This is a genomic window from Kitasatospora sp. NPDC097605 (assembly GCF_040302725.1).
Classification (GTDB): domain Bacteria; phylum Actinomycetota; class Actinomycetes; order Streptomycetales; family Streptomycetaceae; genus Kitasatospora.
This window is the reverse complement of sequence record NZ_JBEOSF010000012.1, coordinates 87,671-113,819: the sequence shown is the minus strand read 5'-3', so window position 1 is coordinate 113,819 and position 26,149 is coordinate 87,671. Positions and strand designations below refer to the sequence as shown.

At 73.4% G+C, this 26,149-nt stretch carries 24 protein-coding genes; 16 read left to right on the top strand and 8 right to left on the bottom strand.

All coding sequences use genetic code 11. The features are described from left to right. Positions 1–112 precede the first annotated feature (112 nt). Together ABTX81_RS16220 and ABTX81_RS16215 are read right to left on the bottom strand one after the other, a co-directional pair. Positions 113–1,045, bottom strand: coding sequence for a 5'-3' exonuclease (locus tag ABTX81_RS16220; RefSeq protein WP_350545601.1), 933 nt, complete (start codon positions 1,043–1,045; stop codon positions 113–115). Positions 1,046–1,073: 28 nt separating this feature from the next. Next, positions 1,074–2,153: a cation diffusion facilitator family transporter gene (locus ABTX81_RS16215; protein ID WP_350545331.1), complete on the bottom strand. Its 1,080-nt coding sequence runs from the start codon at positions 2,151–2,153 to the stop codon at positions 1,074–1,076. A gap of 183 nt (positions 2,154–2,336) precedes the next feature. On the opposite strand from ABTX81_RS16215, the gene chrA reads away from it, so the two are divergent. Continuing rightward, positions 2,337–3,548 carry a chromate efflux transporter gene (gene chrA / locus ABTX81_RS16210; RefSeq protein WP_350545326.1) on the top strand — a complete coding sequence of 404 codons (1,212 nt, stop codon included), beginning with the start codon at positions 2,337–2,339 and terminating at the stop codon, positions 3,546–3,548. A 51-nt stretch (positions 3,549–3,599) separates the two neighbouring features. Here chrA and ABTX81_RS16205 read toward each other — a convergent pair whose 3' ends face one another. Then, positions 3,600–4,349, bottom strand: a complete 750-nt coding sequence (locus tag ABTX81_RS16205) for a gamma-glutamyl-gamma-aminobutyrate hydrolase family protein (protein WP_350545322.1) — start codon at positions 4,347–4,349, stop codon at positions 3,600–3,602. Between the two features lie 169 nt (positions 4,350–4,518). Between ABTX81_RS16205 and ABTX81_RS16200 the strand changes: the two genes are divergently transcribed. The 4 genes from ABTX81_RS16200 (at position 4,519) to ABTX81_RS16185 (ending at position 9,448) form a co-directional block, all read left to right on the top strand. Next, positions 4,519–5,958 carry a glutamine synthetase family protein gene (locus tag ABTX81_RS16200; protein WP_350545317.1) on the top strand — a complete coding sequence of 480 codons (1,440 nt, stop codon included), beginning with the start codon at positions 4,519–4,521 and terminating at the stop codon, positions 5,956–5,958. Continuing rightward, on the top strand, positions 5,955–7,355 hold the full coding sequence (locus ABTX81_RS16195) for an aldehyde dehydrogenase family protein (RefSeq protein ID WP_350545313.1): 1,401 nt from the start codon (positions 5,955–5,957) through the stop codon (positions 7,353–7,355). The genes ABTX81_RS16200 and ABTX81_RS16195 overlap by 4 nt, the downstream gene beginning before the upstream one ends. A gap of 90 nt (positions 7,356–7,445) precedes the next feature. After that, a complete protein-coding gene (locus ABTX81_RS16190; protein ID WP_350545598.1) occupies positions 7,446–8,201 on the top strand; it encodes a 3-oxoacyl-ACP reductase in 756 nt (251 codons plus the stop codon). A gap of 110 nt (positions 8,202–8,311) precedes the next feature. Further along, positions 8,312–9,448 carry a DUF2510 domain-containing protein gene (locus ABTX81_RS16185; protein ID WP_350545309.1) on the top strand — a complete coding sequence of 379 codons (1,137 nt, stop codon included), beginning with the start codon at positions 8,312–8,314 and terminating at the stop codon, positions 9,446–9,448. A gap of 139 nt (positions 9,449–9,587) precedes the next feature. Here ABTX81_RS16185 and ABTX81_RS16180 read toward each other — a convergent pair whose 3' ends face one another. The 3 genes from ABTX81_RS16180 to ABTX81_RS16170 all read right to left on the bottom strand — a co-directional run bounded on the left by ABTX81_RS16180 (position 9,588) and on the right by ABTX81_RS16170 (position 12,499). Beyond that, entirely contained in the window at positions 9,588–10,511 is a 924-nt protein-coding gene (locus ABTX81_RS16180; protein WP_350545306.1) for a lytic polysaccharide monooxygenase auxiliary activity family 9 protein, read from the bottom strand. A gap of 266 nt (positions 10,512–10,777) precedes the next feature. Further along, entirely contained in the window at positions 10,778–11,182 is a 405-nt protein-coding gene (locus ABTX81_RS16175; RefSeq protein WP_350545302.1) for a hypothetical protein, read from the bottom strand. 75 nt (positions 11,183–11,257) lie between these two features. After that, positions 11,258–12,499 (bottom strand): amino acid deaminase/aldolase, encoded by a 1,242-nt coding sequence (locus tag ABTX81_RS16170; RefSeq protein WP_350545299.1) that lies wholly within the window; start codon positions 12,497–12,499, stop codon positions 11,258–11,260. 99 nt (positions 12,500–12,598) lie between these two features. Here ABTX81_RS16170 and ABTX81_RS16165 point away from each other — a divergent pair, with 99 nt between their 5' ends. Then, positions 12,599–13,372 (top strand): SseB family protein, encoded by a 774-nt coding sequence (locus ABTX81_RS16165; protein ID WP_350545295.1) that lies wholly within the window; start codon positions 12,599–12,601, stop codon positions 13,370–13,372. 61 nt (positions 13,373–13,433) lie between these two features. Here ABTX81_RS16165 and ABTX81_RS16160 read toward each other — a convergent pair whose 3' ends face one another. After that, positions 13,434–13,811, bottom strand: coding sequence for a DUF1844 domain-containing protein (locus ABTX81_RS16160; RefSeq protein WP_344343568.1), 378 nt, complete (start codon positions 13,809–13,811; stop codon positions 13,434–13,436). A 461-nt stretch (positions 13,812–14,272) separates the two neighbouring features. Here ABTX81_RS16160 and infC point away from each other — a divergent pair, with 461 nt between their 5' ends. The 9 genes from infC to ABTX81_RS16115 all read left to right on the top strand — a co-directional run bounded on the left by infC (position 14,273) and on the right by ABTX81_RS16115 (position 23,748). Further along, positions 14,273–14,995 carry a translation initiation factor IF-3 gene (gene infC, locus ABTX81_RS16155; protein ID WP_350545594.1) on the top strand — a complete coding sequence of 241 codons (723 nt, stop codon included), beginning with the start codon at positions 14,273–14,275 and terminating at the stop codon, positions 14,993–14,995. A 137-nt stretch (positions 14,996–15,132) separates the two neighbouring features. Continuing rightward, entirely contained in the window at positions 15,133–15,327 is a 195-nt protein-coding gene (gene rpmI, locus ABTX81_RS16150; protein ID WP_045701618.1) for a 50S ribosomal protein L35, read from the top strand. Positions 15,328–15,436: 109 nt separating this feature from the next. Next, positions 15,437–15,832 carry a 50S ribosomal protein L20 gene (gene rplT / locus ABTX81_RS16145; protein WP_030395970.1) on the top strand — a complete coding sequence of 132 codons (396 nt, stop codon included), beginning with the start codon at positions 15,437–15,439 and terminating at the stop codon, positions 15,830–15,832. Between the two features lie 99 nt (positions 15,833–15,931). After that, positions 15,932–16,798, top strand: coding sequence for a TrmH family RNA methyltransferase (locus ABTX81_RS16140; protein WP_350545291.1), 867 nt, complete (start codon positions 15,932–15,934; stop codon positions 16,796–16,798). Between the two features lie 116 nt (positions 16,799–16,914). Further along, on the top strand, positions 16,915–18,018 hold the full coding sequence (locus ABTX81_RS16135; protein ID WP_350545289.1) for a sensor histidine kinase: 1,104 nt from the start codon (positions 16,915–16,917) through the stop codon (positions 18,016–18,018). Between the two features lie 225 nt (positions 18,019–18,243). Next, complete coding sequence (gene pheS, locus ABTX81_RS16130; protein ID WP_350545287.1) at positions 18,244–19,365, top strand: phenylalanine--tRNA ligase subunit alpha; 1,122 nt, start codon at positions 18,244–18,246, stop codon at positions 19,363–19,365. After that, positions 19,365–21,866 carry a phenylalanine--tRNA ligase subunit beta gene (gene pheT, locus ABTX81_RS16125; protein ID WP_350545284.1) on the top strand — a complete coding sequence of 834 codons (2,502 nt, stop codon included), beginning with the start codon at positions 19,365–19,367 and terminating at the stop codon, positions 21,864–21,866. Before pheS ends, pheT begins: the two co-directional genes overlap by 1 nt. Before the next feature lie 199 nt (positions 21,867–22,065). Further along, the gene (locus ABTX81_RS16120) at positions 22,066–22,911 is read left to right on the top strand and encodes a chitosanase (RefSeq protein ID WP_350545281.1); all 846 of its coding nucleotides are present in this window, start codon (positions 22,066–22,068) and stop codon (positions 22,909–22,911) included. A 105-nt stretch (positions 22,912–23,016) separates the two neighbouring features. Beyond that, positions 23,017–23,748, top strand: a complete 732-nt coding sequence (locus ABTX81_RS16115; RefSeq protein ID WP_350545278.1) for a DUF7873 family protein — start codon at positions 23,017–23,019, stop codon at positions 23,746–23,748. Positions 23,749–24,152: 404 nt separating this feature from the next. Here the strand turns inward: ABTX81_RS16115 and ABTX81_RS16110 are convergent, their stop codons facing one another. After that, positions 24,153–25,022: a 3-hydroxybutyryl-CoA dehydrogenase gene (locus tag ABTX81_RS16110; protein ID WP_350545275.1), complete on the bottom strand. Its 870-nt coding sequence runs from the start codon at positions 25,020–25,022 to the stop codon at positions 24,153–24,155. Between the two features lie 305 nt (positions 25,023–25,327). On the opposite strand from ABTX81_RS16110, the gene ABTX81_RS16105 reads away from it, so the two are divergent. Continuing rightward, positions 25,328–26,146 (top strand): SDR family NAD(P)-dependent oxidoreductase, encoded by an 819-nt coding sequence (locus ABTX81_RS16105; protein WP_350545272.1) that lies wholly within the window; start codon positions 25,328–25,330, stop codon positions 26,144–26,146. The last annotated feature ends 3 nt before the right edge of the window (positions 26,147–26,149 follow it).

Sequence of the window (26,149 nt, the reverse complement as noted above, 5' to 3'; positions counted from 1 at the left end):
GTGTCAGTGGCTCAACTTTGCATCGCAAAGTAGATTGCGGTCAAGAGTTCACGGCACCGCAAAGCAAAGCGGGCCCGCCGCACGGATGCGACGGGCCCGGGAAGGGGGTGGGTCAGCGGGCGGAGAGGGCCTCCAGGACGCGCTCCAGGGAGGTGCCGAGGCCCCAGCGGGCGGCCAGGGACTCCAGGGTCATCGGGTCGAGGGGCTCGCCCGGGAGGGCGGGGTCGAAGTCGGGGACCGGGGCGTCGGTGGCGACGCGGACCACGGTGGGGGCGACGTCCAGGTAGGCCGAGGCCTCCAGGAGGTTGCGGCGCCGCGCCGGGGTGAGCCCCGAGCCGATGTCCTGGGCGGCGGCGCGGATGCCGGACAGGTCGCAGTACTCGTGGATCAGCTGGGCGGCCGTCTTCTCGCCGATGCCCTTGACGCCGGGCAGGCCGTCGCTCGGGTCGCCGCGCAGGGCGGCCAGGTCGGCGTACTGGGCGCCGCGCACGCCGTACTTCTCCAGCAGCAGCGCGTCATCGGTGGCCTGCAGGTTGCCCATGCCCTTGACCGGGTACAGCACGGTGATCGCGCGGGCGTCGTCGACCAGCTGGAACAGGTCGCGGTCGCCGGTGACGATCTGCACCGGGCCGGTGGCGCGCGCGGTCAGCGTGCCGATCACGTCGTCCGCCTCGTAGCCGGGGGAGCCGATCCGGGCGATGCCGAGCGCGTCCAGCACCTGCTCGATCACCGGGACCTGCGGGGCGAGGGTGTCCGGCACCTCCTCCTCGCCGTCCGTGGCGGCCTCGGCGACCCGGTGGGTCTTGTACGAGGGGATGAGGTCCACCCGCCACTGGGGGCGCCAGTCGGCGTCCATGCAGGCGACCAGCTGGTCGGGCCGGTGGTCGTGGACCAGCCGGGCGATGAAGTCCAGCAGGCCCCGGACGGCGTTGACCGGCTCACCCTGCGGCGAGCGCAGGGTGTCCGGTACGCCGAAGTAGGCCCGGAAGTACAGGCTGGCGGAGTCGAGCAGCATCAGGCGGGGTGCGGTCACGCCTCCGATCATGCCGTACCCGGCCGACACGGAAGGCCTCCTAGTGCTGGTGCGGCCCGGCGCGGTGGACGGGGCCGTGGGCGTCGGCGCAGTGCTCGGGGGTGAGGTCGCCGGGCGTGGTGATCTGCAGCAGCGCGCCGGCCTCGTCCTCGCCGACGTGGTCGACCTGGAGGGTGCTGTGGGTGATGCCGTACTCGTCGGCGAGCCGGCGCTGCAGTTCGCGCCGCACCGCGTGGCAGTCGCCGCCGGGGGTGACCAGGATGTGCGCGGAGAGCGCGGGCTGGCCGGAGGTGATCTCCCAGATGTGCAGGTCGTGGATCTCCTCGACGAGCGGCTGGGCGACCAGCCGGTCGGCCACCGCGTCCGGGTCGACGCCGGCGGGCGCGGCCTCCAGGAAGATCCGCCCGGAGTCGCGGACCAGGCCGATGCCCGCCTTCAGCATCAGCGCGACCACGATGAGGGAGGCGATCGAGTCGGCCCGGGCGAAGCCGGTGGTCACCATGATCACACCGGCCACGGCGGTGGCGATGAACGCGTACAGGTCGGTGAGGACGTGCTGGAAGGCGCCCTCGACGTTCAGCGAGCTGCGGTTGGCCTTGGACATGCACCAGGTGGCGGCCAGGTTCACCACGATCCCGACCAGCGCGGTGACCAGGACCAGCGAACCGGTCACCTCCGGCGGCTCGAACAGCCGGCTGATCGCCTCGTAGCCGAGCCAGGCGGACAGGACCAGCAGCGTCACGCCGTTGGCCTGGGCGGAGAGGATCTCCGCGCGCTTGAGGCCGTAGGTGTAGCCGCCGCGCGCCGGACGGGCGGCCAGCCGCATGGCGACCAGTGCGAGGACGATCGAGGCGGCGTCGGTGAGCATGTGCGCGGCGTCCGAGATCAGCGCCAGCGACTGGGCGGCGAAGCCGACCACCACCTCGCCGGCCATGAACACCACGATCAGCGCGAGCGCGCTCACCAGCCAGCGGCGGTCGGCGTCGGCGGCGACACCGTGGGAGTGGCCCGAGTGGCCCGATTGGCCGCCGTGACCGCCATGGGCGTGACCGCCGGGACCACCGCCGGCCTGCTTCCGGTCATGCTCATGATCATGGTGGGAGTGCTCGTGGCCGGCCATCGAAGTCCTCTCCTGGAACGCATGAAAGCACGGGGGTAAGGGGCGGGACGGGCGACCGCCCCGCACTCGAAGTGAACCGCAGATCGGACGAAGATCCAAAGGCTGCACTGGAGACCGTTGTCATTGCCGTGCGGTAACCCCCGTCCGGTATCGTCGCGCCGCCGCTGAACAGGGGAGAAGCAGATGGAGACGACCGGACGGGTGGGCCTGGGCACGATCGCCCGCGAGTGGGGCCGGATCGGCATCACCGGCTTCGGGGGGCCGCCCGCGCACATCCTGCTGCTGCGCCGGCTCTGCGTGGAGCGGCGCAAGTGGCTCTCCCCGGAGGAGTTCGAGGACGGCATCGCGGCGACCAACCTGCTGCCCGGCCCGGCCTCCACCCAACTCGCGATCCTCACCGCCTGGCGGCTGCGCGGCACCCCGGGCGCGCTGGTCGGCGGGGCCTGCTTCATCGCCCCCGGCCTCGCGCTGATCCTCGCCCTGGCGGTGCTGTTCCTGGCCGGCGACCCGCCGAGGTGGGTGCTCGGCGCGGCCGCCGGGGCCGGGGCGGCCGTCCCGGCGGTCGCTGTGCAGGCGGCCACCTCGCTGGTCCCCGCGAGCTTCGGCCGGGCCGGCCGGGGCCGCGCCGCCCGCGCCCGCTGGGCCGGGTACGCGCTCGCCGGGGCGGTGGCGGCGGTGCTGACCGGGCCCTGGCTGGTGCTGGTGCTGATCGCCTCCGGACTGGCCGAGGTCGCCGTCCGGGGACGAGGACGGGGACGGACACGGGAGCGGGCAGGGGAGCCGGGACGGGGGCCGGGACGCGAACGCGCCGGCGGTGGCCCCGGCGGCCTGCTGCCGCTCGCCGCCGGCCTGCCTGCGCTCGGCGGGCTCGGCGCGGTGGCCTGGGTGGCGTTCAAGGTGGGCGCGCTCTCCTACGGCGGAGGGTTCGTGATCATCCCGCTGATGCAGGACGACGCCGTCAGCCGCTACCACTGGATGACCGACGGACAGTTCCTCAACGCCGTCGCCCTCGGCCAGGTCACCCCCGGACCGGTGGTGCAGACCGTCGCCGTGGTCGGCTACGCGGCCGCCGGGATCGCCGGCGGGCTGCTCGCCGCGACGGTCGCCTTCGCGCCGTCCTTCCTCTTCGTGATCCTCGGCGGCCGGCACTTCGACCGGCTGCGCGCCGACCGGCGGGTGCAGGACTTCCTCACCGGCGCCGGCCCGGCCGTGATCGGCGCCATCGCCGGCTCGGCGCTGCCGCTCGCCGCCGCGCTCGCGTACGGCTGGCAGTGGGTGGTGCTGGGTTGCGCGCTGCTCTGGCTGGTCGCCGCCCGGCGCGGGGTGGTGCTCGCCCTGCTGGCCGCCGGGGTGGCGGGGGCGGCCGCGACGGCGGCCGGACTGCCCCTGCCGTAGCCGCCGCGCGGGCGCGCGGACCTGCCCCGCGCGCCCACCTCACGCGGGGACCTACCCCATGGCCGAGCCCACCTCCACCGGCTCCAGTTGCACCGGCCGCGCCGCCGTCGCCGCCCGCACCAGCGCCTGCATCACCCGCAGGTCGTCCCCCTGCTCCGGATGCCACTGCACCCCCAGCGTGAACCCCGGCCCCTCCACCGCCTCCACCGTCCCGTCCGGCGCGTGCGCGCTCACCCGCAGTCCCGTCCCCAGCCGGTCCACCGCCTGGTGGTGGAAGGTCGGCACGGACAGCTCCGGCTCCGGCAGCAGCCCGCCCAGCAGCGTGCCCGGCACCGGCCGCACCAGGTGCGTCCCGTACCGGCCGGGCGTGCCGCCGTGCACGTCCACCTCGACGACGTCCGGCAAGTGCTGGATCAGCGTGCCCCCGCACACCACGTTGAGCACCTGCATGCCCCGGCAGATCCCCAGCAGCGGGATCCCGGCCGCCAGCGCCGCCCGCAGCAACGCGCTCTCCCAGACGTCCCGCTCCACCGTGTCGATGTCGCTCAGCGGGTGCGGCGGCTGCCCGTAGTAGGCGGGGTCGATGTCCGGCCCGCCCGCGATGACCAGGGCGTCGAGCCGGGCGATGACCTCCGGCGCGCGTTCGGGGGCGTCCGGCGGCAGCAGCACCGCGATCCCGCCCGAGTCCTGGACGTACGCGGTGTACCGCTGCGGCACCAGGGCCACCCGGCGGTCCCGCCAGTCGCTCCAACTCGCGTCCACCAGATAGGTGCTGACGCCGACAAAAGGCCTGCGATCCATGGCGCGCATTCTCCTCCCGCACCGCCTGATCCCTCGTCAACCTCGCACCTCGGCGCGCCACACCCGCCCGCCCTCTTCCGTGCCCTCCGCGACAGGCCGTACGGTTCGCTGTGACCGTTCGCTGTGACCGCTCGGTCTCGCTGCGTGATCGAGGAGGAGGGCGTCCGCCATGTCCGACCGCACCACCGCGCCCGGCACCACCGCGCCCGGCAGCCCCGGGGCCGCGCCCGGCGCCGCCCCCGGCACCCCGCCGCGCCGCGCCCCGCTGACCCTGAACGAGCTGCGCGCCCTGGTCGACGTCGGCGAGATCCACACCGTCGCCCTCGGCTTCACCGACATGCAGGGCCGCCTCCAGGGCAAGCGCTTCGCCGCCCGCTTCTTCCTGGACGAGGTCGCCGAGCACGGCGCCGACGCCTGCGAGTACCTGCTCGCCGTCGACGTCGAACTCAACACCGTGGACGGCTACGCGCTCTCCTCCTGGGAGACCGGCTACGGCGACTTCGCCATGCGCCCCGACCTGTCCACCCTGCGCCTCACCCCCTGGCAGCCGGGCACCGCCCAGGTCACCGCCGACCTGGCCGGCCGCGGCGGCCACCCGGTCGCGGCCGCGCCCCGCCAGCTGCTGCGGCGCCAGATCGCCCGGCTCGCCGAGCACGGCCTGGCCGCGGACATCGGCACCGAGCTGGAGTTCCTGGTCTTCCGCGACACCTACGAGCAGGCCTGGCAGGGCGGCTACCGCGGCCTCACCCCGGCCAACCTCTACAACGCCGACTACTCGCTGCTCGGCACCGCCCGGGTCGAGCCGCTGCTCTCCCGGATCCGCACCGAGATGGCCGGGGCCGGCCTGGTGGTGGAGTCCGCCAAGGGCGAGTGCAACCTCGGCCAGCACGAGATCGCCTTCCGCTACGCCGACGCGCTCACCACCTGCGACCAGCACAGCGTCTACAAGACCGGCGCCAAGGAGATCGCCGCCCAACTCGGCTGCGCGCTCACCTTCATGGCCAAGTACGACCAGCGCGAGGGCAACAGCTGCCACATCCACCTGTCGCTGCGCGACGCCGTCGGCGCCCCCGCGTTCGCCGGCGCGGACGGCCGGATGACCGACACCATGCGGCACTTCCTGGCCGGACAGCTCACCGCGCTGCGCGAGTTCACCCTGCTGTACGCGCCGAACATCAACTCCTACAAGCGCTACCGCCCGGGCTCCTTCGCCCCGACCGCCGTCGCCTGGGGCCGGGACAACCGGACCTGCGCCTACCGGGTGGTCGGGCACGGCGCAGGGCTGCGGATGGAGAACCGGGTGCCCGGCGGCGACGTCAACCCGTACCTGGCGGTGGCCGGCATGATCGCCGCCGGACTCGACGGGATCCAGCGGAAGCTGGAGCTGCCGGCCCCTTGCCTCGGCAACGCCTACGCCGTCGACGACTACGCCCGGGTGCCCGGATCGCTGCGCGAGGCCGCCGACCTGTGGGGCGCGAGCGAACTCGCCCGCACCGCCTTCGGGGACGACGTGGTCGAGCACTACCTGCACATGGCCCGGGTCGAGCAGGCCGCCTACGACAGCGCGATCACCGACTGGGAGCGCTACCGATCCTTCGAGCGGATGTGAGCACCATCGACACGACCACCACCCTCGCCGAGGCCCAGCCCGCCGTCCGCGCCGTCCGCGATCCCGCCACCGGCGAGGTCCTCGGCACCGTCCCCGACACCACCCCCGAACGGCTGGACGCCGCCGTGCGGCGCGCCGTCGAGGCGCAACGCGGCTGGGCCGCCCTCGCCCCCGGGGAACGGGCCCGGCTGCTGCGGCGCTTCGCCGACCAGGTCGAGGTGCACGTCCCCGAACTCGCCGCCCTGGAGGTCGCCGAGGCCGGCCACACGATCGGCAACGCCACCTGGGAGGCGGGCAACGTCCGCGACCTGCTGGAGTACGCCGCCGGGGGAGTGGAGCGGCTGACCGGCCGGCAGATCCCGGTGGCCGGCGGGCTGGATGTCACCTTCCTCGAACCGATCGGCGTGGTCGGGGTGATCGCGCCGTGGAACTTCCCGATGCCGATCGCCGCCTGGGGCTTCGCGCCCGCGCTGGCCGCCGGGAACGCCGTCCTGCTCAAGCCCGCCGAGCCCACCCCGCTCACCGCGCTGCGACTGGCCGAACTCGCCCTCGCCGCCGGGCTGCCGGAGGGCCTGTTCCAGGTGGTGCCGGGCGCCGGGCCGGTGACCGGCCGGGCCCTGGTCGACCACCCGGCGGTGCGCAAGATCGTCTTCACCGGCTCGACCGTGGTCGGCAAGGAGGTCGCCGCCCGCTGCGCGGCCCGGGCCAAACGGGTCACCCTGGAGCTCGGCGGCAAGAGTCCCAGCATCGTCTTCGCCGACGCCGACCTCCGGGGCGCCGCCGACCCGATGTCCTTCCTGGACAACTCCGGCCAGGACTGCTGCGCCCGCAGCCGGATCCTGGTCCAGCGCGAGGCCTACGACGACTTCCTGGCGCTGCTGCTGCCCGCCGTCGAGCGGATCCGCACCGGCGACCCGGCCGATCCGCGGACCGCGCTCGGCCCGCTGATCTCGGCCGCGCAGGTCCGCCGGGTGGCGTCGTACGTGACGCCCGAGCTGCCGGTGCTGGCCCGCGGCGCGGTGCCGGACGGGCCCGGGTACTGGTACCCGCCGACGGTGCTGGCGCCCACCCGGGCGGACGTGCCGGCGGTCACCGAGGAGATCTTCGGCCCGGTCGCGGTGGTCCTGCCGTTCACCGACGAGGCGGACGCGCTGCGGCTCGCCAACGCCACCCGGTACGGCCTGTCCGGCTCGATCTGGACCCGCGACCTCGGCCGGGCGCTGCGGCTCGCCCGGGGCGTCGCGGCCGGCAACCTGTCGGTCAACTCGCACGCCTCGGTGCGGTACTGGACGCCGTTCGGCGGCTTCGGCGAGTCCGGGGTCGGCCGCGAGCTGGGGCCGGAGGCGCTGGCGCACTTCACCGAGACCAAGAACGTCTTCATCCGGACCGAGGAGTAGGAGCACCCGGTGACCCCCCAGCCCCACCACCCCCACGCGTCCGACAAGTCCGAGAAGGCCGCGCAGCCCGCGGCGCCGCTCTGCCGCCGGCTGGTCGGCCGGACGGCCGTGATCACCGGCGCGGGCAGCGGGATCGGCCTGGCCTCGGCCCGCCGGCTCGCGGCCGAGGGTGCGAAGGTGGTCTGCGCCGACGTCGACGAGACCACCGGCAAGGCGGCCGCCGAGGAGGTCGGCGGCCTCTTCGTGCACACCGACGTCACCGACCCGGCGATGGTCGAGGCGCTCTTCGACGAGGCCTACGAGACGTTCGGCAGCGTGGACGTCGCCTTCAACAACGCGGGCATCTCGCCGCCGGAGGACGACTCCATCCTCACCACCGAACTGGACGCCTGGCGCCGGGTCCAGGAGGTCAACCTGACCTCGGTCTACCTCTGCTGCAAGGCGGCGCTGCCGTACATGCGCCGTCACGGGCGCGGCTCGATCATCAACACCGCGAGCTTCGTGGCCCGGATGGGCGCCGCCACTTCGCAGATCTCCTACACCGCCTCCAAGGGCGGCGTGCTGGCGATGTCCCGCGAGCTGGGCGTGCAGTTCGCCCGGGAGGGCATCCGGGTCAACGCGCTGTCGCCGGGGCCGGTGGACACCCCGCTGCTGCGCGAGCTGTTCGCCAAGGACCCGGAGCGGGCGGCGCGCCGGCTGGTGCACATCCCGCTCGGCCGGTTCGCCCGCCCGGAGGAGATCGCCGCCGCAGTGGCCTTCCTCGCCAGCGACGACTCCTCCTTCATCACGGCGAGCGAGTTCCTGGTGGACGGCGGGATCGCCGGCGCGTACGTGACGCCGCTGTAGGGCTCCCGGAGGGCCGGGGAAGCACCTTCTCACCGTAATCTCATGGAAAACACCGGAATTCGGCGCCCAGCTGATTTCGCGCTTATCCGGCTGCCTTTAGATTCTTTGTCGTGAGTGAGCAGATCCCCGCCGGGTGGTACCCGGACCCGAAGGACATCACCAGCGACCCGAGACCGCAGCGCTGGTGGGACGGCAAGGGGTGGACGGCCGACACCCGGCCCGCGCCCTCGGACGCGCCGCCGCCGCAGGCCCCGCCGGTCGGCGCTCCGGGGCCGGACGAGGCCGCCGGGCCCCGGGTGCTGGAGGGGGAGGTGCTGGAGGGCGGGCCGTCGGCCCGCTACCCGGAGCCGCCGCCCTTCGGCACCGCCTACGGTTCGGTGGCGCCGCCGCCCCCGAAGCAGCGGCGCAAGCCGTCCAAGGTGGTGATCGCGGCGGCGGTGGCGGCCGTGCTCGGCCTGGGCGTCGGCTCGGGCGTCACCTACCTGGCGATGGACGACCATAGCGACCGGCATCGCGTCGCGCGCTCCGCGGACGCCTACGGGCCGGACGGCGACGGCCGGTGGCGCGGCCTGCCGGACTTCGGCGGCCCCGGTGACGACAACGGCGGCGGCAACGGTTCCGGCGGCAACGGCGGCAACAACGGCGGCAACAACGGTGGCAACGGCAAGGGGAACGGCAACGGCCCCGGCACCGGCAGCGACCGGGCCGTGGACGTCGTGAACCGGCTCGTCCTGCCCGTCCCCTCCGGCTGGGAGGGCGGCACCACCCGCGACGGTTTCGCCGCGCTCAGCATCGGCTCCTACGAGTGCGAGGGCGGCGGCACCTGCTCGCTCGGCGGCGCCAACACCGGTCGGATCGACGGCGGCGGCACCGACGTGCAGGCGGCGGCCAAGGCCGACATCGAGAAGGCCGCCAAGGACTCCTACAACGAGATCGTCTCGCACGAGGAGGTCAAGTCCGAGGCGGTCAAGGTGGACGGCCGCGACGGCTACCTGGTCCGCTGGAAGGTGGACGCCGCCAAGGGCAACGACGGCTATGTGCAGACGGTGGTCTTCCCGTCCGCGGACGGCAAGTCGCTGGTCTCGGTGCACCTGGGCTTCGACATCGCGGCCAAGGCGCCGGACGTCACGGTGATGGACACCATCGTCAAGGGCATCGACGACTACAGCGGCAGGCTGCCGGCCATCCCGGGCCTGCCGGGCGGCGGCGGCCCGAACGACGGCGCCAGCGGCACTGCGAACACCTGACCAGGCCTCGGTTCGGCTCACGCACGGCGGCGGCCCGCCCGGAAGACTCCGGGCGGGCCGCCGCCGTTCTCACACACGCGGGATCGGCCGGGGCAGGGCCGACGGGGGATGGATCGGCCCCGGCCCCGGCTTCCGGCGGTCAGCCGTCGTGTCGCACAGCCTCGACCCGACGGCGCCGGAGCACCATGCCGGCCCAGCCGACGCCGATCGCGGCGGCACCCGTGAGCAGCAGCGGGCCGGTGGCGGAGCCGCCACCCACCGCCGCGCTGTCGGCCGCGACGACCTTGCCGGCGGGCTCCTCGGCGTTGCCGCCGTGCCCGTGGTGGGCGACGGTGGACTTGGACTGGCCGGCGGCGATCTGCTCCTCGCTGGGCGCGGCCGGGGCCTGCGCGGCGAGCGCGGACACCGCACCGGCGGTGGTGGCACCCTTGCCGAAGTCGACGTCGGAGCAGCTGTAGAAGGCCTCCGGGCTGTCGGTGCGCTGCCACACCATGTAGAGCAGCTGACGGCCGGTGCGCTGCGGCAGGGTGCCGCTGTAGTTGTAGTAGCCGTTGTCCGAGGTACGCGAGGTGGGCACCTGGGCGACCGGCACCGCGTCGAGGTCGGACCACTTCAGCGGCTGGGTCGGGTCCCAGCTCTGCTTGGTGATGTAGATGGTCTGGTTGCCCTGGTGCGCGGCGGTGACCCGGAACTTGAAGTCGACCTTGCCGGCGGTGACCGCGGTGGCGGGCCAGTCGGCGCGGGGCAGGTCCAGCGCCTTGTACTTGTCGCGGCCGGCGGAGCAGAGCTTGCCGTCCGGGATCTGCGCCTGGTGGTTGCCGGCGACGCTGGGGAGGTTGACCTCGTTCCAGTCGTACAGCGGCTGGGTGCCGCCCAGCGCGACGAGGTCCTTGCAGATCTGCGACTTGGGGGTCTCCGGGCCCTCCGCGTAGCAGGCCGCGACCCGGCTGACCGGGTTGGTGACCGTACCGTGCGCGCCGGCGGTGCCGATGCCGACGGAGGTGACGGAGAGGAACGCGGCGCCGATGACGCCGACGGACATGGCGGTTCGCTTGATGGACATGGGGTGGGGACTCCTTGACCGTGAACCGGGCCGAGGCTGTGGGGGACTGCCGGGCACGTCTGCCCGAGGGGCCCGCCGACCCGGCGCGCGGCCCCTGGGCTGAGCGTATGATTGGACTAGACCAGCTGGCAATAGTGCGTTGTTGGCCACTTTTTGACGGAATGTAGCCTCGTGAGCAGCGCAAAGGCCCGAAGGGGCGCCTGGGTTAGGCATCCCTTCGGGCCTGCTTAAGGCGGGGCCAAGGTTCTCCGCGGCCCCCGGCGGGTCTACTGCCGCCCGATCTGCGGGCCGGTCTGGATGACGTTGCCGTGCACCGTCATGTCCCGCATCGTGTTGATGACGGGGCCCGTCGTGATGGACTGCGGCTGTTGCGGCGTGAACTCTTCCAGCAGGGAACGCAGTTCCCCCGCCGCCTGCGGGTCCTGGCGCAGCAGCCGGCGGATCCGGTTGCGCACCTCGGCGGTCTGGTCGTCGACCAGGCCGGTGTCGCCGTCCGCCCGGACCACCTCGACCCGGATCTCCTCCAGCTCGGCGGACACCTCCTCGGCGTCCCGGCCGCGCCCCAGCAGTCCCGCGAGCCGTGAACGCAGCTGCGTCCAGGCCTCGGTGGCCATCAGTCCGACCACCGTCGTGGCACCCGTGGTCACCAGCTGCGCGATCTCGGCCTCCACGGCCTCCCCCTCCGCCCGTTCCGTTGTCCGCTCCCACGGTAGTGGAACGCGGACCGCCCGGGACGGAGGAACAGCTCAGAGGAAGGTGTGTCCCTCGCCCCGGTAGGTCGGCACGGTGCGCACCACCGCGTCCCCCTCCACCAGGTGCAACTCGGCGAACCGCTCGCAGAGTTCCCCCGCCTTGGCGTGCCGGAACCAGACCCGGTCGCCGATCAGCAGGTCGTCGGCGGCGGCGCCGAGCAGCGGCGTCTGCACCTCGCCGGCCCCCTCCATCGGGTCGTAGCGCAGCCCCGGCGGCAGGTACGGCACGGGGGAGCGGTCCGGGCCGGCCGCGCCGGACGCGGGGTAGCCGCCGCCGAGCACGGTCACCACGCCCACCCCGGGGCGGCGCACCACCGGCTGGCCGAACAGCGCCGCCGGCCGGCCGCGGAAGGCCCGGTAGTGGTCGAACAGCTGCGGCTGGTAGAGCCCGGACCCGGCCGCCACCTCGGTCACCGCGCGCTCGGAGACCGTCGACTCGACGCTGCCGGTGCCGCCGCCGTTGACGAACTCCAGCTCGGCCACCCGGCGCAGCATCCGGACGGTGGCCGCCCGGCGCTCGGCCAGCTCGGCCCGCGCCCGGGTCTGCATCATCCGCACCAGCGCCGAGCGCACCGGCCGTCCGGGCACCGCGTCGCCGACGCCGGCGACGTGGCCCTCGTAGGCCATCAGCCCGACCACCCGGAAGCCCCGGCGGTGCTGCACCAGCTCGGCGAAGGCGGCCACGTCCTCGGGGGTGCGCAGCGGGGAGCGGCGGGCGCCGACCCGCACGCGCCCGCCGAGCAGGTGCAGCGAGGTGTCCAGCTCCAGGCAGACCCGCACCTCGGCGGAGCCGGCCCGGGCGGCGTCGACCAGGTCCAGCTGGGCGGGGTCGTCCAGCACCACGGTGACGGCGGCGGCGAGCCCGGGGTCGGCGGTCAGCTCGGCGAAGCCCGCCCGGTCGCTGGAGGGGTAGGCGAGCAGGATGTCGCGCAGGCCGGAGCGGGCCAGCCAGAGCGACTCGGCGAGGGTGAAGCCCATCACCCCGGCGAAGCCCTCCACGGCCAGCGCCCGCTCCAGCAGGGCGCGGCAGCGCACCGACTTGCTCGCCACCCGCACCGGCTTGCCGCCGGCCCGGCGTACCAGGTCCGCGGCGTTGGCGTCGAAGGCCGCCAGGTCGACGACGGCCACCGGGCCGTCCAGGTGGGCGGTGGCCCGGTCGTACCGGGCGCGGTCGGCGGCCGGCGTGGGCACGAACACGGGACGGGCGGCGCCGGCGGCGGCTTCGAGCGTGGCCATGGGCGCAGACTGCCACACCGCGCCTACCCACGGGTAGGGGACGGACGGGGGACCTTCGGTCCGTGTGGGCGTGGAGGCCGGTGGCATAGGGTCGGCCGGGTGGACCGCAAAGACTTCTCCAACCCGGCGTTCGTCGGCAAGAACATCCCCGACCCGGGCTTCTCCGGGGACGACGGCACCGCCGACCCGGCGCTCGCCGCCGCGCTCGCCCGCTGGGCGCAGGACCGCGCGGCCGAGCCGGAGGTGCTGGCGGCGCTGACGCCCACCCGGCTGATGGTGCCGATCGTGGCGATCCTCGGCGAGGTCGAGGTGGACGCGCACGGGCACCGGCACGAGAAGACCAGCGACATGGCCGTCCCGGTGCTGGAGGCCGCCGACGGCCGCCGCGCGCTGCCGGCCTTCACCTCGCTGGAGTCGCTGGCCCGCTGGCGGGCCGACGCCCGTCCGGCGCCGACCGCGGCCCCGCAGGCGGCGATGGTCGCCTTCTCCGAGCGCGCGGACACCCTGCTGGTGGACCCGGCCGGGCCGGTGCCGTTCCAGCTGTCCGGGGCCCGGCTGCGCGCGCTGGCGGAGAACCGCCCCTATCTGCCGCCGGCGGCCGACCCCGAGGTGCGCGCGGCGGTCCGGGCGCTGCTGGCGGCCGAGCCGCAGGTGACCGCCGGGCTGCTGGCGGCGGCCGAGGACTCGGACGGGGTGCTCGCGGTGATCCTCGACCCGGCGCTGGACCCGGCCGGGATGCAGGCGGCCGCGCAGCGGGTCGGGGAGGCGGTGGCCGGCGACCCGGTGCTGCGGGTGCGGCTGGACCGGGGCCTCGACCTCGCGGTGCTCCCGGCGAGCGCCGAACTGCCGGGCGAGCCGTTCTACCGGCGGTAGGAACGAACGGCGCGCCCCGTGTCAGGTGACACGGGGCGCGCCGCCGCCGGTGGTCCCGGGATCAGGAGTAGACCGGGCCGGTGAACTTCTCGCCCGGGCCGGCGCCCGGCGCGTCCGGGACGATCGAGGCCTCGCGGAAGGCCAGCTGCAGCGAGCGCAGGCCGTCGCGCAGCGGAGCGGCGTGGAAGTTGCTGATCTCCGGGGCGCCGGCGGTGACCAGTCCGGCCAGCGCGGTGATGAGCTTGCGGGCCTCGTCGAGGTCCTTGTCCTTCTCGCCGCCCTCGGCGAGGCCGCACTTCACGGCGGCCGCGCTCATCAGGTGCACCGCGACGGTGGTGATCACCTCGACGGCCGGGACCTCGGCGATGTCCCGGGTGAGGTCGTCGAAGCCGATCGCCTCGTCGTCCGCGGCGGGGTTCTGGGTGGGCTCGCTGCTCAAGGGGGGCTCGTTCCGTCGTGCCGGTGTCCGTACAGAGGGAGCGTACAAGCCGGGGCGCGCGGGGGCGGAATAGCATTCGACCCCCCGGCGCTGTATGCTTCGAGACTGACCGGCCAGACGTCCTCACGGAGGTCCGGCCAGCAAGTGGAGGCTCCACCCAGGAGGCCCGAGAGGGCAACCGCGAAAGTCTCCCACCTGATCGGCCTCGCGGTCGACGGGTCCCGGTCCGCGACGGGCGCCCAGTGCGCCGACGGTCGCCGCAGCGCCCCTCACCGGGTGCCGCCCCCGGTTGTGTGGAGCCCCGCTTGTACCGAGCGGGGCTTTTTTCGTGTCGCGGTGTGAACGGCCGAACGGAGCCGGGTACAGCGCAGCACGAATGAAGCCCCGCCCAGTGGTCGAGTCCACTACGTGCGACCGCCGTCCGACGGCCGCATCGCAGAAGGTGCAACCGAGGAGGCCCCATCAGCACCGAGCCCCGCATCAACGACCGGATTCGCGTCCCCGAGGTGCGACTCGTCGGTCCCAGCGGCGAGCAGGTCGGCATCGTGCCGCTTGCCAAGGCGCTGGAGCTCGCGCAGGAGTACGACCTCGACCTGGTCGAGGTCGCGGCGACCGCCCGGCCGCCGGTGTGCAAGCTCATGGACTACGGCAAGTTCAAGTACGAGTCGGCCATGAAGGCCCGTGAGGCGCGCAAGAACCAGGCGCACACGGTCATCAAGGAGATGAAGCTCCGGCCGAAGATCGACCCGCACGACTATGACACCAAGAAGGGTCACGTCGTCCGGTTCCTCAAGCAGGGCGACAAGGTCAAGATCACGATCATGTTCCGCGGTCGTGAGCAGTCCCGCCCCGAGCTGGGCTTCCGTCTGCTCCAGCGGCTCGCCGACGACGTCCAGGACCTGGGCTTCGTCGAGTCCTCGCCGAAGCAGGACGGCCGAAACATGATCATGGTTCTCGGCCCGCACAAGAAGAAGACCGAGGCGATGGCCGAGGCCCGCGCCGCCGCGGACGCCCGCAAGGCCGAGCGCCAGGGCCGGACCCCCGGCTCCGACGCCGCCGTTGCCGAGTCCGACGAGCCTGCCGAGGCCCAGGACGCCGCCACCGAGGTGGAGGCCCCCGAGGCGGAGGCCCCCGAGGCCGCCGCTCCGGTCGAGCAGCCGGCCGAGGCCTCCCAGGGCGCCTGACCCATCCGGTCAGGAGGTCCGGGAGACCGGCCACCAGGGTGACGGGGCGTCCCGCCCGGTCACCGCAGATCCATCCTTCACGCCCGCGCGGCGCACACCGCGCGGGCGTGGACGGACCGACGAGGAGATACGGCGAAATGCCGAAGCAGAAGACGCACAGTGGCGCCAGCAAGCGCTTCAAGATCAGTGGCTCTGGCAAGGTGCTGCGCGAGCGCGCCGGCCGCCGCCACCTCCTGGAGCACAAGCCCTCGACGCTGACCCGCAAGCTGGCCGGGACGATCGAGCTGGCCCCCGCCGACGCCAAGAAGATCAAGAAGCTTCTCGGCAAGTGATCGCCCTCCCGCCCGGCGCGAGCCGAGTGCGGGGCAGCTGATCCTTCCCGACCCATTCGAATGACGGACCACGTGAAGCAGTCCGTGGTCCAACTCAAGGAGTAATCAAGTGGCACGCGTCAAGCGGGCAGTCAACGCCCACAAGAAGCGCCGGGTCATCCTGGAGCGCGCCAGCGGCTACCGCGGCCAGCGCTCGCGCCTGTACCGCAAGGCCAAGGAGCAGGTCACCCACTCGCTGGTCTACAACTTCAACGACCGCAAGAAGCGCAAGGGCGACTTCCGTCAGCTGTGGATCCAGCGCATCAACGCTGCGGCCCGTGCCAACGGCATCACCTACAACCGCTTCGTGCAGGGCCTGAAGGCCGCCAGCGTCGAGATCGACCGCAAGATGCTGGCCGACCTGGCCGTCAACGACCCGGGTGCGTTCGCCGCCCTGGTCGAGGTCGCCCAGAAGGCGCTGCCGGCCGACGTGAACGCCCCGAAGGCCGCCGCCGACGCCGCCTGATCTTCCGAGATCGGTCGAGCTCTGACCGGACCCGCAGGCTCGCCTGCGGGTCCGGTCCTGCTTTTACCCCGTCCTTCAGCGCCTCCAGAGAACGAGACCATGCCGAGCACCGACACCCCCCTGCTGACCTCCCTGCGCTCGCCGCGCGTCGTCGCCGCCCGCCGGCTGGCCAAGCGCAACCAGCGCACCAAGGAGCGCCGCTTCCTGGCCGAGGGCCCGCAGGCCGTCCGGGAGGCCGTCGCCTTCGGCAGGCTGCCGGGCACCGGCGAGCACGCCGTGGTCGAGGTCTACGCGACGCCGGAGGCCGCCGAGCGGCACGCCGGCATCGTGGGGAGCGCCCTCGCCGAGGGGCTGCCGGTGCTGACCGCCACCGACGAGGTCATCGCGGAGATCTGCGACACGGTGACCCCGCAGGGCATCGTCGCGCTCTGCCGCTTCATCGACACCCCGTTCGACGAGGTGATCGGGGCCCGCCCCAAGCTGGTCGCGATCCTCGCCCATGTGCGCGACCCCGGCAACGCCGGCACCGTGCTGCGCACCGCCGACGCGGCCGGCGCGGACGCCGTGGTGCTCACCGACGCCTCCGTCGACCTGTACAACCCCAAGGCCGTGCGGGCCTCGGTCGGCAGCCTGTTCCACCTCCCGGTCGCCGTCGGCGTGCCGGTCGAGGAGGCGATCGGCCGGCTGCGCGAGGCCGGGGTGCGGGTGCTCGCCGCCGACGGCGCGGGGGAGCGCGACCTCGACCAGGAGCTCGACGAGGGCACCCTGGGCGCGCCGGGCGCATGGGTGTTCGGCAACGAGGCGTGGGGGCTCCCGGAGGAGACCCGGGCCCTGACCGACGAGGTCGTGCGGGTACCGATCCACGGGCACGCGGAGAGCCTCAACCTGGCCACCGCCGCCGCCGTCTGCCTCTACGCCTCGGCCCGCGCCCAGCGCTCGCCCGGCGGCTGCCGCGCCACGCGCTGACCCGTGCGCCGACCCGCGCCGGCAACTCGTCGTGAGCCCTATTACACGAGGCTGCGAGGCGCTAGGGTCTGCCTCGGTGGGGGGAAAGACACGGTGGGTAATCGGGGAGGACACCCATGGTCGGCAGCGGGCCAGAGCTCGACCCGGACGACCTGCCGGACGGGCTGGTGGTCGCCGACGCCCTGGGCCGGGTGGTCTGCTTCAACCGCGCCGCCGCCCGGCTGACCGGCATCGCCCCGCGGGCGGCGCTCGGCGGCGCGCTGGAGGACGTCCTGCCGCTGGAGGACCTCGACGGCCGGCGCTGGTGGCAGCTGACCGACCCGTACGGCGGCCTGGCGGTGCGCACCGGCCAGCCGGAGCGCAATCTGCTGCTGCCCGGCGGGCGCGAGGTGCTGGTCTCCGCCCGCTACGTCCGCGAGCGCCCCGGCGGCCCGCTGGAGCGGCTGGTGATCGCCCTGCGCGGCACCGAGGCGCGCCGGCGCACCGAGCGCAGCCACGCCGAGCTGATCGCCACCGTCGCGCACGAGCTGCGCTCGCCGCTCACCAGCGTCAAGGGGTTCACCGCGACGCTGCTCGCCAAGTGGGAGCGGTTCACCGACGGGCAGAAGCGGCTGATGCTGGAGACCGTGGACGCCGACGCCGACCGGGTCACCCGGCTGATCGCCGAGCTGCTGGACATCTCCCGGATCGACGCCGGCCGGCTGGAGCTGCGCAAGCAGGTCGTCGACCTGGCCGCCGCGGTGCGCCGGCACATCGACCGCAAGGTCGCCACCGGCATCGCCGAGGACCGCTTCGACATCCGGGTCAGCGAGCCGCTCACCGTGCTGTGGGCCGACCCCGACAAGGTCGACCAGGTGCTCGCCAACCTGCTGGAAAATGCGGTGCGGCACGGCGAGGGGACTGTCACCATCGAGGTGGCACCGGCCAAGGAGGTCGTCGAGGCCCCCGTCTGGGAGCGCCCCGGCACCCCGCCCCGCATCGTGGAAGGCACAGCGGTCACCGTGAGCGACGAAGGCAGCGGCATCCCCGAGGAGGCGGTGCCGCGCGTCTTCACCCGCTTCTGGCGCGGCTCCAAGCGCGGCGGCACCGGGCTCGGCCTCTACATCGTCAAGGGCATCGTGGAGGCCCACGGCGGCTCGATCCGCGTCGACCGCGCGCCCGGCGGCGGCGCCCGGTTCCGATTTATCCTGCCCGCAGGGATCCCCGACTTCATGCTGTGAGCATGCGCTGGGCGGTCCCCCGGGCGGGCTTGACGGCAGCCGCGCTACGCGCTGCGACTACACTCGACCTTTGGCGTTGTGGAACGCCCTGCGCGGCCGCGCCGCGGACACCCCGCCTCCCCGGTTCGGAGAACGGCTGCCCGTGCCCCGGCCACGCCGGGCGTGACGCGAAGGCACGAGCCCCTTACCTGAGCACGGACGAGCAGGAGCACGGGAAAGATAGAGATGTCGGCACCCAACAAGTCGTACGACCCGGTCGAGGTCGAGGCCCTCAAGCCCGAGGTGGTGGAGGCGGCCCGGGACGAGGCCGTCGCCGCGTTCGCCGCCGCCACCAGCCTCGACGAGCTGAAGCAGGCCAAGGTCGCCCACACCGGCGACCGCTCCGCCCTGTCCCTCGCCAACCGCGAGATCGGCGCCCTCCCCCCGCACGCCAAGGCCGCCGCCGGCAAGCTGATCGGCCAGGCCCGGGGCGCCGTCAACCAGGCGCTCGCCAAGCGGCAGGCCGAACTGGAGGCCGAGCGGGACGCCCGGGTGCTGGTCGAGGAGGCGGTGGACGTCACCCTGCCCTACGACCGCACCCCGCGCGGCGCCCGCCACCCGCTGACCACGCTGGCCGAGCGCATCGAGGACACCTTCGTCGCGATGGGCTACCAGGTCGCCGAGGGCCCCGAGGTCGAGGCCGAGTGGCTCAACTTCGACGCCCTCAACCTGGGCCCGGACCACCCGGCCCGCTCCATGCAGGACACCTTCTTCGTCCAGGCCCCGGACGGCTCCGCCGACTCCGGCGTGGTGCTGCGCACCCAGACCTCCCCGGTCCAGGCCCGCACCATGCTCGACCGCGAGCCCCCCGTCTACGTGGTCTGCCCCGGCCGGGTCTACCGCACCGACGAGCTGGACGCCACCCACACCCCGGTCTTCCGGCAGGTCGAGGGCCTGGCGGTGGACGAGGGCATCACCTTCGCCGACCTCAAGGGCACCATCGAGCAGCTGGTCTCGACCCTGATCGGCGACGGCCTGGAGCTGCGCTGGCGGCCCTCCTACTTCCCGTTCACCGAGCCGAGCGCCGAGATCGACCTGCAGTGCTTCGTGTGCCGCGGCGAGTCGGTCGGCAACCCGGACCGCCCCTGCCGCACCTGCGGCTCCGAGGGCTGGATCGAGCTCGGCGGCTGCGGCGTGGTCAACCCGCGGGTGCTGGTCGCCTGCGGCGTGGACCCCAACCGCTACAGCGGGTTCGCCTTCGGCCTGGGCCTGGAGCGGATCCTGATGAACCGTCACAACGTCGCCGACATGCGCGACATGGTCGAGGGTGACGTGCGCTTCACCCTCCCGTTCGGGATGGAGATCTGATGCGCGTCCCGCTTTCCTGGCTGCGCGAGTACGTCGACCTGCCGGCCGGCGAGACCGGCCGCGACGTGGCCGAGCGGCTGGTCCGGGCCGGCCTGGAGGTCGAGACCGTCGAGCAGCTCGGCGGCGACCTCAAGGGCCCGCTGGTGGTCGGCGAGGTGCTCTCCATCGAGGAGCTGACCGGCTTCAAGAAGCCGATCCGGCACTGCTTCGTCAACGTCGGCGACGCCAACGGCACCGGTGAGCCGCAGGAGATCGTCTGCGGCGCCAGCAACTTCGCCGTCGGCGACAAGGTCGTCGTGGTCCTGCCCGGCGCCGTGCTGCCCGGCCCGTTCCCGATCGCGGCCCGCAAGACCTACGGCCAGACCTCGGCCGGCATGATCTGCTCGGCCCGCGAGCTCGGCATGGGCGACGACCACAACGGCATCATCGTGCTCCCGCCCGAGTACGAGCCCGGCACCGACGCGATCGAGCTGCTCCAGCTCGTCGACGAGGTGCTCGACATCGCCGTCACCCCGGACCGCGGCTACTGCCTGTCCATGCGCGGCGTCGCCCGCGAGGCGGCGGCCGCCTACGGGCTGCCGCTGGCCGACCCGGCGCTGCTCGACGTGCCGCCGGCCAACTCCTTCGGCTACCTGGTGAAGGTCAGCGACCCGGCCGGCTGCGACCGCTTCGTGGCCCGCACCGTCGTCGGCCTCGACCCGGCCGCCAAGTCCCCGATCTGGCTCCAGCGCCGGCTGCAGAAGGCGGGCATCCGCCCGATCTCGCTGGCCGTCGACATCACCAACTACGTGATGCTGGAGGTCGGCCAGCCGCTGCACGCCTACGACAAGCAGCGCGTCGACGGCCCGATCACGGTCCGCCGGGCCGAGGCGGGCGAGAGCCTCACCACCCTCGACGGCGTCAAGCGCACGCTGTCCGCCGAGGACCTGCTGATCTGCGACAACAGCGGCCCGATCGGCCTGGCCGGCGTCATGGGCGGCGCCTCCACCGAGATCCTCGACCCGGCCGCCGGCCCGGGCACCACCGAGGTGATCATCGAGGCGGCGCACTTCGACCCGGTCGCCATCGCCCGCGGCGCCAAGCGGCACAAGCTGCCCTCCGAGGCGTCCAAGCGCTTCGAGCGCGGCGTCGACCCGGAGGCCGCCCGCGCCGCCGCGCAGCGCGCCGTCGACCTGCTGGTGCTGATCGCCGGCGGTACCGCCGAGGCCGGTGTCACCGACATCGCCGCCCCGCACCCGGTGCGCACCATCACCATCGCCGCCGACCTGCCCGACCGGGTCGCCGGCACCGTGTACGGCCGCGAGACCGTCACCCGGCGCCTGCAGGAGATCGGCTGCTCGGTCGCCGGCGCCGACGTCCTGGAGGTCACCCCGCCGACCTGGCGCCCCGACCTCACCGACCCGTACGACCTCGCCGAGGAGGTCATCCGGCTGGAGGGCTACGACAACGTCCCCGCCCGGATGCCCACCGTCCCGCCGGGCAAGGGCCTGACCGAGGCCCAGCGGATGCACCGGCGGGTCGGCGTCGCGCTGGCCGGCGCCGGCTACGTCGAGGTCAACAACTACCCGTTCGTCGGTGAGGCCTCGTTCGAGGCGCTCGGCCTGGAGCCGGAGGACCGGCGGCGGCGGACCGTCACCCTGGTCAACCCGCTCAACGACGAGGAGCCGGGGCTGCGCACCACGCTGCTGCCGGGCCTGCTCGGGGCGCTGCGCCGCAACGTCGGCCGCGGCAACACCGACCTGGCGATCTTCGAGACGGGCACGGTGTTCCTGCCGAAGGACGAGCTGTCGGTCGCCCCGCGCCCGGCCGTCGACCGCCGGCCCAGCGACGAGGAGCTGGCCGCGCTGGACGCCGCGCTGCCGCACCAGCCGCGCCGGGTCGCCGTCGCGCTGGCCGGCGAGCGGCTGCCGTCCGGCTGGTGGGGCAAGGGCGCTCCGGCGTCCTGGGCCGACGCCATCGAGGCCGCCCGCACGGTGGCCCGCGCCGCCGGCGTCGAGCTGACCGCCCGCCAGGGCCGGCTGATGCCGTGGCACCCGGGCCGCTGCGCCGAGCTGGTGGTGGCCGGCACCGACCGCGTGGTCGGCCACGCCGGTGAGCTGCACCCGCGCGTCGTCAAGGCGATGGGCCTGCCCGAGCGCACCGGCGCGATGGAGCTGGACCTGGACCTGCTGGCCGCCGACGGCGCCGCGCGGGTCGAGGGCCCGGCGGTTTCCGGCTTCCCGGTGGCCACCCAGGACGTCGCGCTGATCGTCGACGACGCCGTGCAGGCCGCCGACGTGGAGGCCGCGCTGCGCGCCGGGGCCGGTGAGCTGCTGGAGGCCATCCGGCTGTTCGACGTCTTCACCGGTGAGCAGGTCGGCGCGGGCAAGAAGTCGCTGGCGTACGCGCTGCGGTTCCGCGCCGCGGACCGCACGCTGACCGCCGACGAGGCGAGCGCCGCCCGCGAGGCGGCCGTCGCCGAGGCGGTCGCCCGCACCGGCGCGGTGCTGCGCGGCGCCTGACGCCGAATCGGCGCGCTGACGCAAGGGCCCCGGCCGGGATCACCGGCCGGGGCCCTTGCGCGTGCCCTTCGGCGTGCCTTTGCGGGCAATCCCCTTGCGCCGCGCCCGGCGTGAACGCTTCAATCAAGTTAGGAAACTTTCCTAACTCTCACGAGTCCGGGCCACCCCCATGCCCGGGCCCAGGGAAACGGAGCGTCAGATGCGTACCCAGCACCGCACCGCCCGCACCGCCCGCCTCGCCCTCGCCGCCCTGCTGGTCGCCGCCCCGGCCACCGTCGCGGCCGCCGGCACCGTCCACGCCGCCCCCGCCGCCGGCACCGTCCGGCTCGCCGCGGTGGGCCTGGACGACCCGCACAAGAAGGACATCGCCATGCAGCTGGTGTCCAGCGCCGAGAACTCCTCGCTCGACTGGAAGGCCCAGTACAAGTACATCGAGGACATCAACGACGGCCGCGGCTACACCGCCGGCATCATCGGCTTCTGTTCCGGCACCGGCGACATGCTCGAACTCGTCGAGCACTACACCGACCTCAAGCCGGGCAACATCCTCGCCAAGTACCTCCCGGCGCTGCGCAAGGTCAACGGCACCGACTCGCACTCCGGCCTCGGCTCCGCCTTCGAGCGCGACTGGGCCACCGCCGCCAAGGACACCATCTTCCAGCAGGCCCAGAACGAGGAGCGCGACCGGGTCTACTTCAACCCCTCGGTCAAGCAGGCCAAGGCCGACGGCCTGCGCGCGCTCGGCCAGTTCATCTACTACGACGCCATCGTCATGCACGGCCCCGGCACCAGCTCCGACAGCTTCGGCGGCATCCGCAGCGCCGCCATGAAGAAGGCCAGGACCCCGGCCCAGGGCGGCGACGAGGCCACCTACCTCAAGGCCTTCCTGGACGCCCGCAAGGTGATCATGAAGCAGGAGGACGCCCACTCCGACACCAGCCGGGTCGACACCGAGCAGCTGGTCTTCCTCAACGCCAAGAACTTCGACCTCAACCCGCCGCTGAAGTGGAAGGTCTACGGCGACAGCTACGTCATCAACAGCTGACGCGCCGCCGCGCGGTGGCGGGAGGGTCCGGTGCCGACCGGCCCTCCCGCCGCCGGGGCTTTATTCGGATGACGCCCGAACACGCGCGCTGGTAGCGTCCCCGGCGTGGCAAAGCTGAACCAGATCATCGCCGTCGAAAAGGGCGTCAAGTCGAAGTCCTTCCAGGAGCTGACGCAGTCCCACCAAGACCTGCAGAAGACCCCGTTGCTGGCCGGCATCTCCCGGACGTACCAGCCCAAGGACGAGGAGGGCGAGCAGCTTCCCCCCGAGTCCACCCGGGTCCAGGTCATGGCCGAGGACGTCCTGCGGGCGACGGCCACCACCCTGACCCGGCTGTTCGACGTCACCGCGACCAAGGACTGGGCCAACACCGAGGCCCGCGCCGACGTCGTCGTCGACGGCCGCACGCTGATCGCCCGGGTGCCGGTCACCTACCTGCTCTTCCTGGAGAAGCAGCTCACCGACCTGCGGACCTTCGTCCGCAAGCTGCCCGTCCTGGACGCCGCCGAGGCCTGGAGCCACGACCCGTCCACCGACGCCTGGAAGACCGAGGCGGTGCGCACCATCCGCACCAAGAAGGTGCCGCGCAACCACGTCAAGGCCGAGGCCACCGAGAAGCACCCGGCGCAGGTCGAGGTCTACTACGAGGACGTCGCGATCGGCTACTGGACGACCGTGAAGTTCTCCGGCGCCCTGCCCGCCCGACGGGTCAACGAGCTCCTGGAGCGGGTCGAGAAGCTCCAGCAGGCCGTCCAGTTCGCCCGCGAGGAGGCCAACGGCGCCGAGGTCGACGACCAGCGGGTCGGCGACGCGGTGTTCGGCTACCTGTTCGGGTAGCCCCATGAGCCCCCCGGGTGAGACCGGGGGTGGCGCGAAAAGCGCAAGCTGACACTGAAGTCGAAGCTGATACCGGGGAAACAGTGGGGGTTCGAATCCCTCCTCCGGCACCACGTGCCGGGGTAGCCCAAGTGGCAGAGGCGCCCCGTAAGACTCAGACTCTCGCTCAAGTCTCAGCATTCGCCGCCGAGCGCCGGATCGACCGGGTGTGCGCTACAGCGTAGGTTGCGGGTTCGACTCCCGTCTGCGCCTCTCCATGGCGCGGTAGCTTTAACGGCAGAGCGACGCTGTGAAACTGACCCACACCCTTAAACGTGCCGGTGCGCAGCAATTGGGTGGCACATCAGGGGCCCGGGAGATGGATACCGCTCCCGGGCCCCGTCACATGCGCGCCGCCGTCGTCGTCAGGCGGTGGCGGTGTAGTCGTAGAAGCCGCGGCCGGACTTGCGGCCCAGCAGACCCGCGTCGACCATCCGGGACAGCAGCGGGGGAGCGGCGTACAGCGGCTCCTTGTACTCGTCGTACATCGACTCGGCGATCGAGACGATGGTGTCCAGGCCGATCAGGTCGCACAGCCGCAGCGGCCCCATCGGGTGGGCGCAGCCGGCCTCCATGCCCTTGTCGATGTCGGAGGCGGTCGCCACGCCCGTCTCGAACATCCGCACCGCGGACAGCAGGTACGGCACCAGCAGCGCGTTCACCACGAAGCCGGCCCGGTCGCGGGCGCGGATCGGGGCCTTGTGCAGCACCTCGGTGGCGAATGCCTCCACCCGGTCGGTGGTGGCGGCCGAGGTGGTCAGGGTCGGGATCACCTCGACCAGCTTCTGCACCGGCGCCGGGTTGAAGAAGTGCAGGCCGATCACCTGCTCCGGGCGGGAGGTGGCGGCCGCCAGCTTGACGATCGGGATCGAGGAGGTGTTCGAGGCGAGGATCGCGTCCCGCCGCTCGACCACCCGGTCCAGCGTCTCGAAGATCTTCACCTTGACGTCCTCGCGCTCGGCGACCGCCTCGACCACCAGGTCGCGGTCCGCGAAGTCCGCCAGGTCGACGGTGAACGCCAGCCGGGACAGCGCCTCGTCCCGCTGCTCCTCCGTCAGCTTGCCGCGCTTCACGGCGGTGTCCAGCGAGTTGGTCAGCCGGGCGCGCCCGAACTCCAGCGCCTCCCCACTGGCCTCGGCGACCAGGACGTCCAGCCCCGCCCGGGCGAAGACCTCCGCGATGCCCGACCCCATGAGTCCGCAGCCGATCACTCCGACGCGCGCGATGTCACTCACTCAGTTGCCCTTCGGTGGTGCTGGGGGTCGCCCAGCGACAAGTGGCCCAGCGGCTGCTGTCCGGCGGTTCGGACGCACCGGTATGTGCGGACCGGTGTACCGTCCCGACGACGTTACTACTCCCTACCGGTGAGTAGGTCATCCCCTCCCCGGCGGACTCCGGGTGGACTCCGCGGCCCGCGGGTTCCCCCGAACGGGTGGGCCCGCCCGCGTCGCGGGTGCGCTCCCGTCCCGCCCGGCCCGCCGGGCGACAGAATGCGGGGCCGGACCGCGGGTGGTCCTGGACGGACGGAGGGAGCACGGGCATGCCGACGGGATCGCTCACGGGACAGGTCGCCCTGGTCACCGGCGCCGGCCGCGGCATCGGCCGGGAGCTCGCCATCGGCCTGGCCGCCGAGGGCATGGCCGTCGGCCTCCTCGGCCGCACCCAGGAGACCCTCACCGACACCCTCAAGGAGTGCGTGCGGCACGGCTCGCGCGGCGTCGCCGTCACCGCCGACGTCACCCGCCCCGGCTCGGTCCGCGAGGCCGTGCGCCTGGTCGAACGCGACCTCGGCCCGGTCGACCTGCTGGTCAACAACGCCGGCCAGATCGACGCCGCCGAGGTCCCGCTCTGGGAGACCGACGTCAACCAGTGGTGGCAGGTCGTCGAGGTCAACCTGCGCGGCCCCTACAACCTGCTGCGCTGTGTGCTGCCCGGCATGGTCGAGCGTCGCCGCGGGCGCGTCGTCAACCTCAACTCCGGCTTCGCGCTGCGCCCCGACGGCCACTACACCGCGTACGCCACCTCCAAGGGCGCGCTGCTCCAGCTCTCCGACAACCTCGCCGACTCGCTCGCCGAGCACCGCGTGGTGATCCTCGACATCAGCCCCGGCGCGGTCGAGACCGACATGACCGCCGGCATGCCGATGTTCCACGACACCACGACCTGGGGCTCCATCCCGTACATGGTCGCCGTCACCGTGGACGCCGCCCGCGGCCGCTTCGACGGGCTGCACGGGCGCTTCCTGCACGCCGGCCGGGACAACCTGGAGGAGATCGTGCGCCGCGCCGGAGAGATCCGCGAGCTGGACGCCCGCACGCTTCGGCTGCGCCCCTACGGGCCCGACGACCCGATGGGCTGAGCG